The sequence below is a fragment of the Erythrobacter sp. JB3-1 genome (assembly GCF_057364995.1).
The window spans coordinates 1,491,872-1,505,276 of the sequence record NZ_CP200289.1 but is presented as its reverse complement, the minus strand read 5'-3'; the positions used below and the strand labels follow the sequence as shown (position 1 = coordinate 1,505,276).

At 58.6% G+C, this 13,405-nt stretch carries 17 protein-coding genes; 4 read left to right on the top strand and 13 right to left on the bottom strand.

Translation table 11 applies throughout. The features are described from left to right. Positions 1 to 196: 196 nt before the first annotated feature. From AC0V6M_RS07165 to AC0V6M_RS07150, 4 genes are read right to left on the bottom strand one after another with little or no spacing between them, the layout of a single operon-like run. Positions 197 to 1,444 carry a dicarboxylate/amino acid:cation symporter gene (locus AC0V6M_RS07165; protein WP_486138133.1) on the bottom strand — a complete coding sequence of 416 codons (1,248 nt, stop codon included), beginning with the start codon at positions 1,442 to 1,444 and terminating at the stop codon, positions 197 to 199. 16 nt (positions 1,445 to 1,460) lie between these two features. Continuing rightward, a complete protein-coding gene (dapE, locus tag AC0V6M_RS07160) occupies positions 1,461 to 2,600 on the bottom strand; it encodes a succinyl-diaminopimelate desuccinylase (protein ID WP_486138132.1) in 1,140 nt (379 codons plus the stop codon). Further along, positions 2,597 to 3,481: a S1/P1 nuclease gene (locus tag AC0V6M_RS07155; protein ID WP_486138131.1), complete on the bottom strand. Its 885-nt coding sequence runs from the start codon at positions 3,479 to 3,481 to the stop codon at positions 2,597 to 2,599. The genes dapE and AC0V6M_RS07155 overlap by 4 nt, the downstream gene beginning before the upstream one ends. Beyond that, on the bottom strand, positions 3,481 to 4,143 hold the full coding sequence (locus tag AC0V6M_RS07150; RefSeq protein ID WP_486138130.1) for a glutathione S-transferase family protein: 663 nt from the start codon (positions 4,141 to 4,143) through the stop codon (positions 3,481 to 3,483). Before AC0V6M_RS07150 ends, AC0V6M_RS07155 begins: the two co-directional genes overlap by 1 nt. Positions 4,144 to 4,289: 146 nt before the next feature. Between AC0V6M_RS07150 and AC0V6M_RS07145 the strand changes: the two genes are divergently transcribed. Both AC0V6M_RS07145 and AC0V6M_RS07140 read left to right on the top strand, forming a co-directional pair. Next, positions 4,290 to 4,709: a VOC family protein gene (locus AC0V6M_RS07145; protein ID WP_486138129.1), complete on the top strand. Its 420-nt coding sequence runs from the start codon at positions 4,290 to 4,292 to the stop codon at positions 4,707 to 4,709. Further along, complete coding sequence (locus AC0V6M_RS07140; protein ID WP_486138128.1) at positions 4,709 to 5,248, top strand: hypothetical protein; 540 nt, start codon at positions 4,709 to 4,711, stop codon at positions 5,246 to 5,248. Before AC0V6M_RS07145 ends, AC0V6M_RS07140 begins: the two co-directional genes overlap by 1 nt. Here the strand turns inward: AC0V6M_RS07140 and yihA are convergent. The 6 genes from yihA to AC0V6M_RS07110 all read right to left on the bottom strand — a co-directional run bounded on the left by yihA (position 5,245) and on the right by AC0V6M_RS07110 (position 9,720). After that, positions 5,245 to 5,844, bottom strand: coding sequence for a ribosome biogenesis GTP-binding protein YihA/YsxC (gene yihA, locus AC0V6M_RS07135; RefSeq protein WP_486139586.1), 600 nt, complete (start codon positions 5,842 to 5,844; stop codon positions 5,245 to 5,247). The genes AC0V6M_RS07140 and yihA overlap by 4 nt on opposite strands. 95 nt (positions 5,845 to 5,939) lie before the next feature. Continuing rightward, a complete protein-coding gene (gene yidC, locus AC0V6M_RS07130; protein WP_486138127.1) occupies positions 5,940 to 7,724 on the bottom strand; it encodes a membrane protein insertase YidC in 1,785 nt (594 codons plus the stop codon). A 76-nt stretch (positions 7,725 to 7,800) separates the two neighbouring features. Next, positions 7,801 to 8,010: a membrane protein insertion efficiency factor YidD gene (yidD, locus tag AC0V6M_RS07125; RefSeq protein ID WP_472639804.1), complete on the bottom strand. Its 210-nt coding sequence runs from the start codon at positions 8,008 to 8,010 to the stop codon at positions 7,801 to 7,803. Beyond that, positions 8,007 to 8,417, bottom strand: coding sequence for a ribonuclease P protein component (gene rnpA / locus AC0V6M_RS07120; RefSeq protein ID WP_486138126.1), 411 nt, complete (start codon positions 8,415 to 8,417; stop codon positions 8,007 to 8,009). The genes yidD and rnpA overlap by 4 nt, the downstream gene beginning before the upstream one ends. Positions 8,418 to 8,527: 110 nt before the next feature. Continuing rightward, positions 8,528 to 8,662: a 50S ribosomal protein L34 gene (gene rpmH, locus AC0V6M_RS07115; protein ID WP_119514694.1), complete on the bottom strand. Its 135-nt coding sequence runs from the start codon at positions 8,660 to 8,662 to the stop codon at positions 8,528 to 8,530. A 98-nt stretch (positions 8,663 to 8,760) separates the two neighbouring features. Next, a complete protein-coding gene (locus AC0V6M_RS07110; protein ID WP_486138125.1) occupies positions 8,761 to 9,720 on the bottom strand; it encodes an alpha/beta hydrolase in 960 nt (319 codons plus the stop codon). A 145-nt stretch (positions 9,721 to 9,865) separates the two neighbouring features. Between AC0V6M_RS07110 and AC0V6M_RS07105 the strand changes: the two genes are divergently transcribed. Continuing rightward, complete coding sequence (locus AC0V6M_RS07105; protein ID WP_486138124.1) at positions 9,866 to 11,362, top strand: YifB family Mg chelatase-like AAA ATPase; 1,497 nt, start codon at positions 9,866 to 9,868, stop codon at positions 11,360 to 11,362. Between the two features lie 20 nt (positions 11,363 to 11,382). Here AC0V6M_RS07105 and AC0V6M_RS07100 read toward each other — a convergent pair whose 3' ends face one another. Beyond that, positions 11,383 to 11,931, bottom strand: a complete 549-nt coding sequence (locus AC0V6M_RS07100; protein ID WP_486138123.1) for a winged helix-turn-helix transcriptional regulator — start codon at positions 11,929 to 11,931, stop codon at positions 11,383 to 11,385. 155 nt (positions 11,932 to 12,086) lie between these two features. Here AC0V6M_RS07100 and AC0V6M_RS07095 point away from each other — a divergent pair, with 155 nt between their 5' ends. Continuing rightward, positions 12,087 to 12,428 carry a CC_3452 family protein gene (locus AC0V6M_RS07095; protein ID WP_472643303.1) on the top strand — a complete coding sequence of 114 codons (342 nt, stop codon included), beginning with the start codon at positions 12,087 to 12,089 and terminating at the stop codon, positions 12,426 to 12,428. A gap of 93 nt (positions 12,429 to 12,521) precedes the next feature. On the opposite strand, the gene AC0V6M_RS07090 is transcribed toward AC0V6M_RS07095, so the two are convergent. Further along, positions 12,522 to 13,145: an HAD family hydrolase gene (locus tag AC0V6M_RS07090; protein WP_486138122.1), complete on the bottom strand. Its 624-nt coding sequence runs from the start codon at positions 13,143 to 13,145 to the stop codon at positions 12,522 to 12,524. Positions 13,146 to 13,246: 101 nt separating this feature from the next. Further along, on the bottom strand, positions 13,247 to 13,372 hold the full coding sequence (gene ykgO, locus AC0V6M_RS07085) for a type B 50S ribosomal protein L36 (protein WP_007165381.1): 126 nt from the start codon (positions 13,370 to 13,372) through the stop codon (positions 13,247 to 13,249). Positions 13,373 to 13,405: the final 33 nt, after the last annotated feature.

Below are 13,405 nucleotides of genomic sequence, written 5' to 3'. Positions count from 1 at the left end.
CCCAATCGCCCTCGCCTAGACCAAACGGCTGAAAGCAAATTATGCATTCAGCTAATGGTTGAGATGCCAAACGCGGTCGCTCTGCTTCACGTTCGCGCTTAGCGAGATGCCAAGCCGTTTTTTCTTCTTTAGTGAAAGCCACGTAGATCCCTTTCTGCCGACAGCGTAGCCGCCACCAATTAAGAAATTTTAAGCTCTAAACATCATCCGCGCTGATCATTTCCTCGCGGTCGATCTCGTCCAGCATACTCGCCACTGTGGTCGCTACGGCTGCATCGCCGCTCACATTGGTGGTGGTCCGCATCATATCCATGATCCGGTCGACACCGGCCACAAAGGCGATGGTCTCCAGGGGCACTCCCACAGCGCCAAACACCAGCGCCATCATGATCAGGCCCGCGCCCGGAATACCCGCTGCGCCAATCGCGCCGAGCGTCGCGAGGATTGAGATGAGGAAATACTGCCCCCAACTGAGATCCACACCGAAGATGGACGCGCCGAACAGGGTTGCCAGGCCGAGATACATCGCCGTGCCGTTCATATTGATCGTCGCGCCAAGGCTGATCACGAACGCGGCGATGGAATTGGGAATGCCCAAGTTTCGCTCTGCGCAGCGCAAAGTGACGGGCAGCGTCGCATTGGAGCTGGCCGTAGAATAGCTCACAGCAACCGCGTCTACGATCCCGCGGAAGAAATCGATGATCGGCAGCTTCGCGATCAGTTTGATCATCGCCGAATACATGACGCCGATGATCAGGAAACAGCCCAGATAGTTGAGCACGACCAGCCAGCTCAGTGCTTTCAAGGCATCCACGCCGAGCGTACCCGCGACCCAGGCCATTAGAGCAAACACGCCAAACGGGGTCAGCTCCATCACGATCATCGTGACCTTCTGCATAACAATCGCGCCGCTATCGAAAATCTTCTGCACCGGCTCGCCATCGCGCCCGGCCATCAAAATGCCGATCCCGATCAGCAGGGAGAATACGATCAGCGGCAGCACCGCGACATCCGCCATCACTTGCACCGGGCTTTCAGGCACGATGGAGAGAACCATATCGATCGCTGTGGTTTCGTTCGGCTCAGGCGTTGGAACCTCGGGCGTCCCCAGCTCTTCCTTGCTCGGGAAGAGCCCCAGATTCACCGCGCCCGTGCCCAGCGCCAGGCCAAGCCAGACTGCAATCTGTCCGCTCACCACGAACAGAATAATGGCTCGTCCGCCAACCGCGCCAAGCTTGCGCAGATCACCGATGGCGGCGACACCTGCGACAAGGCTGAAGAAGATCAGTGGGACGACCAGCATCTTGATCGACTTGATAAAGAAGTCGCCAATCCACTTGATGCTTTCCGCTTCCGGCCCCCATAAAAGACCCAGCGCAATGCCGAGGATCAGCGCCCCGATTACCCGTTGCCACAAGGGAATATTGAACCAAGCCTTCAGCACATCTGCGCTCCCGCGTTTAGTCGTGTTTTAGAGCGGCCAAGGCCACATTCGTATAAATCCGGGCCAGCGCATCCAGATCAGCAATGGCCACCGCTTCATCGCGCTTATGCATGGTTGCGTTGCAAAGCCCAAATTCAATCACTGGGCAAACATTGCGCAGGAAGCGCGCGTCGGATGTGCCGCCGCTGGTTGAGGCTTCTGGCGCCGTGCCGGTTTCCGCCTCAACCGCATCCGCAATCATCTGCGAAAATGCGCCCGGCTCGGTCAGAAATGGCTCGCCCGAAATGATCGGCCGCGCTGTCCCGCCGTGGTTTTCAGCGATGGAGCTGACCCTGTCAGACAGGCTGGCGCCGCTGTGCAAATCGTTGAAACGGATCGAAATGCGCGCCTCGGCCTTTGCCGGGATCACATTGTGCGCCTTGTTCCCAACCGTCAGATCGGTGATTTCCAAATTGGACGGTTGGAACCAATCGGTGCCCGTATCCAGAGTGAGCGCATCAAGCTCAGCGAGCATCGCCACCAGTTTTGGCAGTGGATTGTCGGCCAGATGCGGATAGGCGACGTGTCCTTGCATGCCCTCAACGCTCAGCCAGATGTTGACCGAACCGCGCCGTCCGATCTTCATCATGTCGCCCAGCCTGTTAACACTGGTCGGCTCGCCCACCAGGCACAGATCAGGCTGAATGCCCTGCTCGCGCATGTAGTCAATCAGCGCGCGCGTCCCGTGCAGCGCGGGGCCTTCCTCATCGCCTGTGATGATAAAGCTGATTGTGCCCGCATCCGCTGGCACATCGGCGATGGCCGCGATCATTGCGGCGATCGCGCCCTTCATGTCGACCGCGCCGCGCCCATACAGCAGGTCGCCCCTGATCTCTGGCTCAAACGGAGCGCTTGTCCAGTCTTCGCCCGGCGGCACAACATCCAGATGGCCAGCAAAGGCAAAATGCTTGGAGCCTTCTGGACCTTTGCGAATGGCGAACAGGTTCTCAACCGGGGCCTCATCGCTGCCCTCTGGCCCATCTCCGCGCGTGAAACGGTGCACCGCAAAGCCATGCGGGGTCAGCATCGCCTCCATCGCATCGAACACTGTGCCGGTCGCCGGCGTAACGCTGGGCGCTGCGATAAGCCGCTGCGCAATCTCAAGAACTGTGGTCATCGTCGCTCCGGTTCGGGCAATGGTCCTGGGGCAAAGGCGCTTTCGAGCAGATCTGCAATGCGGATGCCAGCCTGCTGGACCCGCCGCCGCGCGATTGGTACGCCTTTGACGATGTCGTCTTGGCTCAGCGCGGTTTTTCTGGGCAGCTCGGTGCCGCAGACATCCTGCGTGTCAAAGGCTGTGGGATAAACGAAATCGCGGGCGATCTTCCAGCTTTCTCGGCCCCAATCTGCTGGTGATCCGCCGCCCAGCTCCATGCGTTCTGCTGCGCTGTAGGAGCGGACAACAGGCCGCTCACCGCTGGTAATTGCGCGTTCTGCCAAGGGGCCATCCCAGATCCAATGCAGATTGAGGCTGGGAACGATCCCATAATCCGTCTCGCGGTCATTGCCGCCGCGATCATCCTTATCGCCCGAATGCAGCGGCATATGAATGTCGCCCGCAAAATGGACCATGAAGGCCAGCGCCTCCAACCGAATGTGATCCGGCAGGCTTTCGTCGGCGAGCATGCGGTGGCTGCGCTCTATCTGGGCGGTGACGCAATTCCCTCCAGAACAATTGGCGCGCGGGTTGTAAGCCTCGCATATTGGCGTCGTGCGGTAATGCCACGCGGCGGTGTAGCCCCAGCGCCAGCGGGTCCGGCGGACGCAATCGGGCCAAACGGAGGCCTCTGCTAACGTGGAAAGCGAGCATTCTGGCGTGCCCAGCAGTGCCTCTGAACGCAGCAGCCGCGCAATCTCAGCGCGAGCCCGCGGCGAAATATTTGCCTCGCCGATCTCAGCCGTCTTGCCATGCGCATAAAAGCCCCAAGCGAAAGCGGGGCTTGGCGCGGCGAGCATCACTGCCAAGGCGCACAACCAGAGCTTTGCGAAGGCGCGCATCAGCCGATTGTCTCGTATTGCTCAATCACCCATTGCTCGTCTTCAGAGGCGCCGATCCATTCCTGCATCCAGGCATGCTCCCACAAGGCTTGCATATAAGCCTCTGCAAAGCCCGGAACGCCAATGCCGTAGGTGATGAAGCGCGAGACCACGGGCGCGTAGAATATGTCGGCGGCGCCAAAGGTTCCGAACAGGAATGGCCCGCTGCTGCCGTAGCGCGAGCGCGCCTCTGCCCACAGGGTCAGGATACGCACGATGTCCTGGCGCGCCTCTTCCGAGACATCCTCCAGCTTCACCTTGCGGCGGACATTCATCGGCAGCTCTTTGCGCAGCGCCATGTAGGATGAGTGCATCTCAGCCACCATCGCGCGGGCCATGCCGCGCGCACTCTCGTCCTTTGGCCAGAAACGGTCACGCCCAACCTTGTCACCGAGATATTCCATGATGGCCAGACTGTCCCAAATGACTGTGTCATCATCCCACAGGATCGGAACCTTGCCGTGCGAGGGCTGCATCTCGCCCATGCCTTGCTTCTGCTCTTCCCAGCCCTCGCCAAGGATTGGCACCGTCAGTTCTTCAAATGACAGCCCAGATTGCTTCGCCGCCAACCAGCCGCGCAGCGACCAGCCGGAATAATTCTTATTGCCGATAATCAGCTTCATGACGGCTTGCTCCATCTTGCGGGGCTTAGAGGTTTGAGGCAATTATCCGCCTCGCTTTGCGATGCCCTAGATATTCAGTGTTTCGCTGTCGAGGCTGAACGGTTACTTCTCGGCCATCCAATCACAGAAAGGCTCTTCGCCCAGACATGGCCACGCCACCCTTTCACCTCGCCTTCCCGGTCGATGATCTTGCCGCCGCGCGTGCGTTTTACGCGGGCGTTCTGGGGTGCGCAGAGGGGCGCAGCAGCGACGAATGGATCGACTTTGACTTTCACGGGCATCAGATCGTTACGCATCTGGCACCGGGCGCGGCGGGCGATGCCGCGAGCAATCCGGTTGATGGCCACGGCGTGCCGGTGCCGCATTTCGGATTAGTCTTGGATATGCCCGCATGGGAAGCCCTGGCGGGGCGATTGAAGGACGGGGGCACTGATTTTGTGATCGAACCAACGGTGCGCTTCAAAGGGGAGGCGGGAGAGCAAGCGACGATGTTCTTCCGCGACCCATCGGGCAATGCGATCGAGATGAAGGCTTTCGCCGATCCCGACCAGCTCTTCGCGAAGTAATGAAAACCTTCGAGCAATCAGCCGCTGAAGTCCTAGAAAGCCAAGCCAAGGCATTAAAGAACTTGAAGCCAACGTTGGTATTCACAATCGAGATATTAGAACACGTTTTGTTTGCTGGTAAAGATGAAGCGGATGAGGCGCTCGCCAAGGCACCGGATAATGCGATGGCGTTGTATGCAATCAGCTTTCCGCAATGCGGTCCCGAACGGCTTTACAGGCTTTTTGGAGAGGCACGCGCAAAGAAGATCGGGGGTCGAGCATATGCAAGGCAACTTCCAAAACCACCAGTTTGGCCGACTGACGGCTGTGCATATGTTGGAAGCAGTGAGCGTCCACGCAGTCGACTTATACAGCATTTAGGCTTCGGATATACTCGAACCTCTGCACTACATACTAGTTTTTGGGCACGCGAGGTTGGTGTTACTCGGATTGATGTCCGACTTTATGATAGCCAAATCGATAAGCAACTTCTCTTGCTTCTCGAAGACAGTTGGGCAAACCAACGTTGTCCGCTCTTTGGTCGAAGGGGTTCCATTTAGTCAAACCACGCTTCGCCCATCGCATCGAGCAAGACCGCAGCGCGAAGCTCCTCGATACCCATGCCCTTCTCACTGCTGGTGATGTGCAGCTCAGGAAAGGCGGCAACATGCTTGCGCGCCTCAGCGGAGACCGCCTCTGCCGTTTTGGCCAGCTCGCTGGCTTTGATCTTATCCGCTTTGGTCAGCACCACGCGGTAGCCGACAGCCGACTCGTCCAGCATAGTCATCATTTCGCGGTCAACATCCTTGAGGCCGTGACGGCAGTCGACCAGCACAAGGTTGCGAGCGAGAACCGGGCGGCCGCGCAAATATTGGCGCACCAGCTTCTTCCACGTCTCAACCACTTTGGGCGGGGCCTTGGCAAAGCCATAGCCCGGCATGTCGACGAGCCGGAACTGGGTCGGCTCGCCCACTTCAAAGACGTTGAGTTCCTGCGTGCGGCCCGGCGTTACCGAGGTGCGCGCAATTGAGCGGCGACCTGTGAGCGCATTGAGCAGCGAGCTTTTGCCCACATTCGACCGCCCGCAAAAGGCAATCTCCGGCACCGTTGGCTCAGGCAGGAACTTGAGCTGGGGCGCGGACAACAAAAAGTCCACGCGCCCGGAGAAGAGCTTGGAAGCGGTACGCTCACGAAATTTCTGCGCGCGCTCCTCTTGCTCTTGCTGCTCTTGGGCTTGGGTTTCCTCTGTGGTCACGCCTCGCCCTTTGATTGGTCCTCAAGCGCTTTCGCGCGCTCCTTCTCGGCCTTTTCCTTGTCTATGGCAGCGCGCATTTGCGGGTGTTTGGAATAGAGATAGCTTTGCTGAGCCAGCGTGAGGATGTTGTTGGTGACCCAGTACAGCAGCAGACCAGCCGCAAACGGTGCCATCACAAACATCAAAATCCACGGCATGAAGTTGAAGATTTGCTGCTGCATCGGGTCCATGGCCGATGGGTTCAGCTTAAACGTCAGCCACATGGTGATGCCGAGCAAGATCGCGAGCACGCCGATGCCAAGGAAGCCGGTGACTTCAAATGGCAGCAGACCGAACAGGTTGAGGATCGTCCAAGGGTCAGGTGCGGACAGATCCTTGATCCAGAAATCGACAAACGGCTCATGCCGCATTTCAATCGCCAGGATCAGAACCTTGTACAGCGCAAAGAAGATCGGGATCTGTATCAGGAGCGGCAGACAGCCGGCGAGAGGATTGACCTTCTCATCCTTGTACAGCTTCATAATCTCTTGCTGCTGCTTCTGTTTGTCGTCCTTGTAGCGCTCCTGGATCGCCTTCATCTTGGGCTGAACCGCCTTCATCGCAGCCATGCTGGAGAATTGTTTCTGCGCAACAGGAAACAAGAACCCGCGGATGATTAGGGTAAGAACGATAATCGCCACGCCGAAATTGCCGACGAAATCGAACAGAGTCTTCAAGAGAAGCAGCATTGGCTTCTCAATAAACCAGAACCAGCCCCACGAAATCGCCAGACCGAAATCATCAATGCCTGACGCTTCATATTCGTCCAGCACCGAACTCTCTTTAGCACCTACAAACAGCTGAGTTGATTGCTGGATTGATTGTCCGGCGGGAAGCGTAACAGCATCATAGATCAGATCGCTGCGGTAAATTTGGCTACCCAGCGCGCGGAAACTGCTCTCAAAATTGCCCTCGCCCGGCACCAGCGCAGACAGCCAATAGCGGTCGGTAAAGCCGAGCCAATTGGCTTTGCCTTCGGGCGTGTAGCTGGGGACCTCGTCGAGGTCGTCATAGGCGTATTCCTCATCGATCGTGCCGCCGAACACACCAACCGGGCCCGCGTGAACGATAAACTCGTCCGCCGAGGCATTGGCGCTCGTGCGATTGATAAGCGAGAACGGCTGAATCACCGCCGCGCTTTCGCCCGCATTGGATACGGTTTGCACCGCCTCCAGCATGTAATTGTCATCAATCGACAGCTTGATCGAATAGGTCAGCCCATTGGCCGCTGCGTGCGTCAGCGTGACCGGCGAATCCACCGTCAGCCGTTCCGCATCGGCGGTCCACACGACATCGGGGCCAAGCCGCTCAGCATTCGCCAAAAAGCCGAACTCAGCAAAGTACTGGTTGTCCGTGCGATCGGGCGCGAACAGGCGCACTGGGCCGCTATCATCGTCAATCGTCTGGCGATGATCCTTAAGAACAATGTCATCAATCCGCGCACCAACCAGGTTGATCGAGCCAGCCAGGCGCGGCGCATCAATCGCCACCCGCAGCGGGTTTTCCAAGGCTGCATCGAGATCCACTGGGCCTGCCGCAGGGGTCACGCCGCTGGGCAAGTCTGCGGCGACAACGCTGGTCCCCGGGACGTCGCCCGCGCTGGCCGCCGCCGCTGGTTCAACCTCTTCAGTTGACGCGGTGATCGCGGCATCGGGATAGAACTGGCGCATGGCCACGTCCCAACCGAGGATAAGCAGACCTGAAAGCGCTACGGCCAGCAACAAATTACGCTGATTGTCCAAGAGTAAGTCCTGTTTGTATGTTTGCCCAATTTGGCGGCAGGCGTGTTATATAGGTATGACAGTCAAAAATGCGAACTCAAGGGACAGGATCATATCCATGCCCGCCCCACGGATGGCAGCGCATTAGCCGCTTCGTCGCCAGCCATCCACCCTTGATCGCGCCATATTTCCCCAAGGCCTGGATCGCATATTGCGAACACGACGGCGCATAGCGGCAGGTCGGCGGCAAAATCCGGCTTGGCCCCCATTGCCACAGCTTGGCGATAAAGATGAGAACATGCTTCATGAAGGGGCCGTGCCGCTAGCCTTTGGGCCGGGGATTTGGCGCTTGCCGCGCCGCGGCCTGCGCCCACGGGCCGGATCGCCTTTCCCCGCCTTAGCGCGCTCCAATGCATGTTCAAGCTCTTTACCCAGCGCGTCAAAGTCGCGCTCCACGCCGCCTGCACGGCCGATCAAGACGTGGTCATGATCCGCTAGGCCAAACTGAGGCAGAGCGGCCCGCAGAATTTCCCGGAAACGGCGCTTCATTCGGTTGCGCACCACGGCATTACCGATCTTTTTGGTAACGGTAATGCCATAGCGCTGACCCAGCCCGCCATTGGGGCGGGTAAGCAAAACAAATCCAGGCCGCGCCACACGCAGACCGCGATTCGCCGCCAAAAAGTCAGACCGCTTTGTAAGAACTTGAGCCATTAAGGTGCTGTTATACGCAGAACGGGCCCCCAATGGGAGCCCGCAGCATGCGACTGTCTTAGTCGCGAGCAAAAACTGCGCGCCCCTGAAGGGACGCCGACCAGTTTAATTTACGCGCAAAGGGTTTTGCGGCCACGCTTGCGGCGAGCGCGCAGAACCTTGCGGCCACCTGGCGTAGCTTTGCGAGCGAAGAAACCGTGGCGGCGTGCGCGCACGAGATTGCTTGGTTGGAATGTCCGCTTCATATCGTCCTCGAAATCAGTGTGCTCAGCAATATCAGCTATCGCTATTGCTGCGCGAATAAAAAGGGCCGCCTGCTGGCGACCGCATTACGAGCGCGCAATTATGGGAAAGCGTGACCTGAGTCAAGCATTGCGAGCTCAACATGAGCGATATCACTGAACGCCAGTTTGATGGTTGGCAGCATGATAAAGTTCAGATCAATCTGGCGCGTCCGCTCGACCTTGGGACTGTGCGCAGGGCGCTCTGGACGCAGCCAGTTACGCATTTCGTCCGCGCCTAGCCATTTGGCGCTTTGGTGCGGCACAGAATTGGTCATCGCGTAAAAGTCGCGGGCGCGCACATCGCTCATGCCCATCTCGGTGTAATAGTCGAGATAGAGACGATTTTCCGGTGCGTCTGGGGCAAAGTCTTGCGGTTGGCGACCATAATTGTCGAGCCAGGAATGCACGGCGAACTCGGCGCCATCTTCCATTGTGCGGGTCTTGCCCGCGAGGAACAGCTCAACCGCGCCCGAACGCACTGATCCGCCGTCCGGGACATGGGTGGAGATGCCAGCGGCGCGAATGGCGCGGCCCACAGCGAGGTTGGCGATGTCGTCGCTGGTGCCGGGGGCCTCAATCAGTTCGAGCTGCTTGAGACCCGGAAAGTCACGCAGCATCGCGTTGAAATATTGCGGGCTCATCCGGTTGGTGGAGCCAACGACAGCGGCGCGGCTTTCATCAAGGACTTGGAACGGACCATATTGCGCCAGTGCCGTTTTCGCTGGGCGCGCAGTCTTTGGCAGCGGCGCTGCATAGCGGGCGGTCATCGCCGCAGTTTGCGGCTCCACATAGGTGTATTGCGTGGTAACCGTTTTGTTGCCCGAAGACACCGATTGAAAATTGGCTGGTGAAGCAGCCGAAGACTGCAGGCGCACCCACCGCTGAGCCGCCGGATCCCATTCTTCTACCCAACGTTCCACCGCAACTGAGCGCGACGCTGCAAATTCTTGCGCAGCGGCGGCGCTTGGCAATGCAAACAAGCTGAAGAGAATGACGAGAAGGCGACCAATTTTTTGCATGCCGACTCTATAGATTCGACATATTTTAGGAATGGCGAAGTTTTATGCTTGCCAAAACCTTTAGGACTTGCACCTATGCCCGTAAGTAGTGGGCTTAGAAGAGTTTAAAGAGTCAAACGCACTATAGTTATTAGGGGGTTACTGCGTGGTCGCGCTGGTAAAAACTGTCGCATATCTCGGGCTAGAGGCGCGCAGCGTAGAGGTACAATGCCAAGTTGCATCTGGTTTGCCGCGCTTCACAGTTGTCGGATTGCCCGACAAAGCTGTTAGCGAAAGCCGTGAGCGCGTGCAGGCCGCGCTAGCCGCGATGGGCCTCGCCCTGCCCCCAAAACGGATCACTATCAATCTCTCGCCAGCTGATCTTCCGAAAGACGGCTCGCATTATGATTTGCCAATCGCGCTTGCGCTGCTCGCCGCAATGGGTGTGACCGATGCCGAGCAATTGGGCGACTGGCTGGCGGTTGGCGAGCTATCGCTTGATGGCCGAATTGTCGCCACGCCCGGCGCATTGCTGGCCGCGCTGCATGCGAGCGAAAATGAAATCGGATTGATCTGTCCGGCAGAGCAAGGCCCCGAGGCGAAATGGGCGAGCGGCATACCCGTACTGGCGGCGAAGGATTTGGTCAGCCTGCTCAACCACCTCAAAGGCACGCAGACCTTACCGGAGCCGACACGCGGCGCGATTGAGGAAAAGCCAATCGGCGCGGACCTGAAGCAAGTCAAAGGGCAAGAGACCGCCAAACGCGCGCTCGAAATCGCCGCCAGCGGCGGGCACAACATGCTGATGATGGGGCCGCCGGGATCGGGCAAGAGCCTGCTCGCCTCCTGCCTGCCCGGCATTTTGCCAGAGCTTACGCCCGGCGAAGCGCTGGAGGTGTCCATGGTCCAATCGGTTGCGGGCCTGCTCGATAGCGGGCGGATCAGCCGCTCGCGCCCCTTCCGCGCGCCGCATCACTCCGCGAGCATGGCCGCTTTAACGGGAGGCGGGCTGAAAGTGCGCCCCGGCGAGGTCAGCCTGGCGCATCTTGGTGTGCTGTTTCTTGATGAGCTGCCGGAATTTCAGCGACCTGTGCTCGATTCCCTCCGGCAACCGCTTGAGACCGGCCATGTCGATGTCGCGCGTGCCAATGCGCACGTTACCTTCCCAGCCCGAGTGCAATTGATTGCCGCCATGAACCCATGCCGCTGCGGTCATGCGGGTGAGCCGGGCCATGTTTGTGCGCGCGGACCGCGCTGCGCCACCGAATACCAAGCGCGCATCAGCGGACCCTTGCTGGATCGGATCGACCTGCATGTTGAAGTGGCGGCGGTGAGCGCGATGGACATGGCCCTGCCGCCAGCGAGCGAAGGCAGCGAAGCGGTCGCGCAAAGAGTGGCGGCGGCCCGGCGGGTGCAAGAGGCACGCGGTGTGCGCTCCAATGCAGAGCTGGATGGAGAGAAGCTGGAGCACTATGCCTCGCCCGATGACGCTGGCCGCCAATTGCTGATGCAGGCGGCGGAGAAGCTGCGCCTGTCGGCCCGCGGCTACACAAGAATGCTCAGGGTCGCGCGGACAATCGCGGATCTCTCAGGAGCGGAGACAGTAGGCCGCGTGCATATCGCCGAGGCGTTAAGCTATCGCCATCAGCCCGCTCGGATGTAGCAAGCAGCTACGACTCAAGATTAGCCAGCGGCGCGCTTAGCGGCGGCCAGATCAATCACATCACCGCGAGAAAGGTCGCCCTCTGCCGACGCGATTGAGCCATCGGCCCGCTTGCCGAGGTTTTCGCGTGCTACCAGCCATAGGTCTTCATGCGTCAGAATACGTCCGTCATGGGCGAGGATTGAAACCGGACCGATGGGCAAACGGTCTTGCTCGTCAACCAGGACAGGGCTTTCTTCCACCTCGACACCGTATTTCTGGCCCCATTGCCGAAGCGCAAGCATGGCGGGCAGCAAATCAAAGCCCTTGGGTGTGAGGCGATATTCAATTTTGCGACGGTCATCCGCGCATGGCTCTCTTTTCAGGATCCCATGCTCGACCAATTTCGCCAGCCTGTTGGACAGAATATTGCGCGCAATGCCGAGTTCGCTGAGGAATTCCTCGAAATGATGCAGCTCGTTGAAGCTCGCCCGCAGAATCATAAACGACCAGCGTTCGCCCATCACTTCAAGCGCTTGCGGCAGGCCGCACTCGGTTAGTTCGCGTAGTGGCTCGCGGATATCGCCCATATTCAGTCCTCTTCCTGAAACCTATTTAGCGCGATTTTCCAAGGACGCAAAAAGATTTCAGTTTTTAGTTGCAACTCAAAACCTAATCACTTAGATAGCGATTGGCAACTGGTTTTGAAATGAAACTAAATTACAACTCAAGCAAGGAATGAACGATGACCCTCTCCCTTTCACGTTTCAGTCGCTTTTCGGTTTTCGCAATGGCGCTGGTCTATACTGCCCTGACATTCGGCGTGGCAACGGCGCCGTCGCCCGCAATGGCCAAGAGCGGCCCATATTACACCGTCACGCTTGCCCAGCCCGCCGATGACAACCGCGCGGTCGCATCGGGCGTCGCTTGGTCATGCAAAGGCACCACATGTGTCGCAAACAAAGGCCCATCTCGCCCGCTTCGCATTTGCCGCGGCCTCGCGCGTGAATTCGGTGAGATTGTAAGCTTCACCGCCAAAGGCGAACAGCTGGCTGCGGACAAGCTGGCGAAGTGTAACGGCAAGTAAGCCGACCCAAACAAACTCTTCTCGCCCGAAACTCTCCAACTCGGGCGAAGAAAGATGGCCCCCGGCGCTTCCCCAATCCGCGCCGGGGGTCTTTTATTGTAGGCCCTCTAGGAAGCCGGCGGAGCGCAATTGCGCCTCCAGACTGGGCGCATCGGTGAACAAATGCGCCGACCATCCGCGAGCCTGCGCCGCCTCGATATTCGCGGCATTATCATCGGTAAAGAACAGCTGCTCAGGCGCGAAGCCGCTGCGCTGCTCAACAATCTCGTAGATGCGCGGCTCAGGCTTTGCGATCTTCTCTGTGCCCGACACGATGATATCTTCAAACAGATCAAAGATCGCGTGCTCAGGGCGGAACATGTTCCAAAACTCATGCCCGAAGTTGGTGAGACAAAACAATGGCACCCCGTTAGCGTGCAGGCGTTTGACGATTTCATGCGTCCCCTCAACAGGGCCTGGCACGGTCTCGTTAAAGCGCGTGGCATAGGCGTCGAGATGGACCTCATATTTTGGAAACATCGCAATCCGCTCTGGCACCATATCACCCAGCGGGCGGCCGCGATCATGTTCGAAGTGCCATTCTTCCGTCACGACATTGGCAAGGAACCAATCGAGCTCTTCTGGTTCCTCAATCAGCTTTTCAAACAGAGCCCGAAGCTGCCAGTGAAACAGCACGCGCCCCACATCGAACACGACGGCAGCCGGTGACTTACTCATTGGGAATGCTCCAAACACGGCAACGGCCCGCTCTCCATTGCGGAGGCGGGCCGGTGCGGTTGCTCAATTGCCGCGCGGGCAATCGGCGAATACCGGGCTGATTAGCCCTGGCGCGCCTTGAAGCGGCGATTGGTCTTGTTGATCACATAAGTGCGGCCACGACGACGAATCACTCGGCAATCGCGGTGACGGTTTTTCAGCGACTTCAGGCTGTTGCGGATTTTCATTGTCTGTCTTCCAAAGGTAAGCGCGCCGGAGAT

Coding starts and splice junctions, on each gene's coding strand:
- AC0V6M_RS07155 (WP_486138131.1), bottom strand. CDS start 3,481: ATGCGCGCCTTCGCAAAGCTCTGGTTGTGCGCCTTGGCAGTGATGCTC.
- AC0V6M_RS07090 (WP_486138122.1), bottom strand. CDS start 13,145: ATGAGTAAGTCACCGGCTGCCGTCGTGTTCGATGTGGGGCGCGTGCTG.
- AC0V6M_RS07095 (WP_472643303.1), top strand. CDS start 12,087: ATGACCCTCTCCCTTTCACGTTTCAGTCGCTTTTCGGTTTTCGCAATG.
- dapE (WP_486138132.1), bottom strand. CDS start 2,600: ATGACCACAGTTCTTGAGATTGCGCAGCGGCTTATCGCAGCGCCCAGC.
- ykgO (WP_007165381.1), bottom strand. CDS start 13,372: ATGAAAATCCGCAACAGCCTGAAGTCGCTGAAAAACCGTCACCGCGAT.
- yidD (WP_472639804.1), bottom strand. CDS start 8,010: ATGAAGCATGTTCTCATCTTTATCGCCAAGCTGTGGCAATGGGGGCCA.
- AC0V6M_RS07145 (WP_486138129.1), top strand. CDS start 4,290: ATGGCCACGCCACCCTTTCACCTCGCCTTCCCGGTCGATGATCTTGCC.
- AC0V6M_RS07140 (WP_486138128.1), top strand. CDS start 4,709: ATGAAAACCTTCGAGCAATCAGCCGCTGAAGTCCTAGAAAGCCAAGCC.
- AC0V6M_RS07110 (WP_486138125.1), bottom strand. CDS start 9,720: ATGCAAAAAATTGGTCGCCTTCTCGTCATTCTCTTCAGCTTGTTTGCA.
- AC0V6M_RS07100 (WP_486138123.1), bottom strand. CDS start 11,931: ATGGGCGATATCCGCGAGCCACTACGCGAACTAACCGAGTGCGGCCTG.
- rpmH (WP_119514694.1), bottom strand. CDS start 8,662: ATGAAGCGGACATTCCAACCAAGCAATCTCGTGCGCGCACGCCGCCAC.
- rnpA (WP_486138126.1), bottom strand. CDS start 8,417: ATGGCTCAAGTTCTTACAAAGCGGTCTGACTTTTTGGCGGCGAATCGC.
- AC0V6M_RS07150 (WP_486138130.1), bottom strand. CDS start 4,143: ATGAAGCTGATTATCGGCAATAAGAATTATTCCGGCTGGTCGCTGCGC.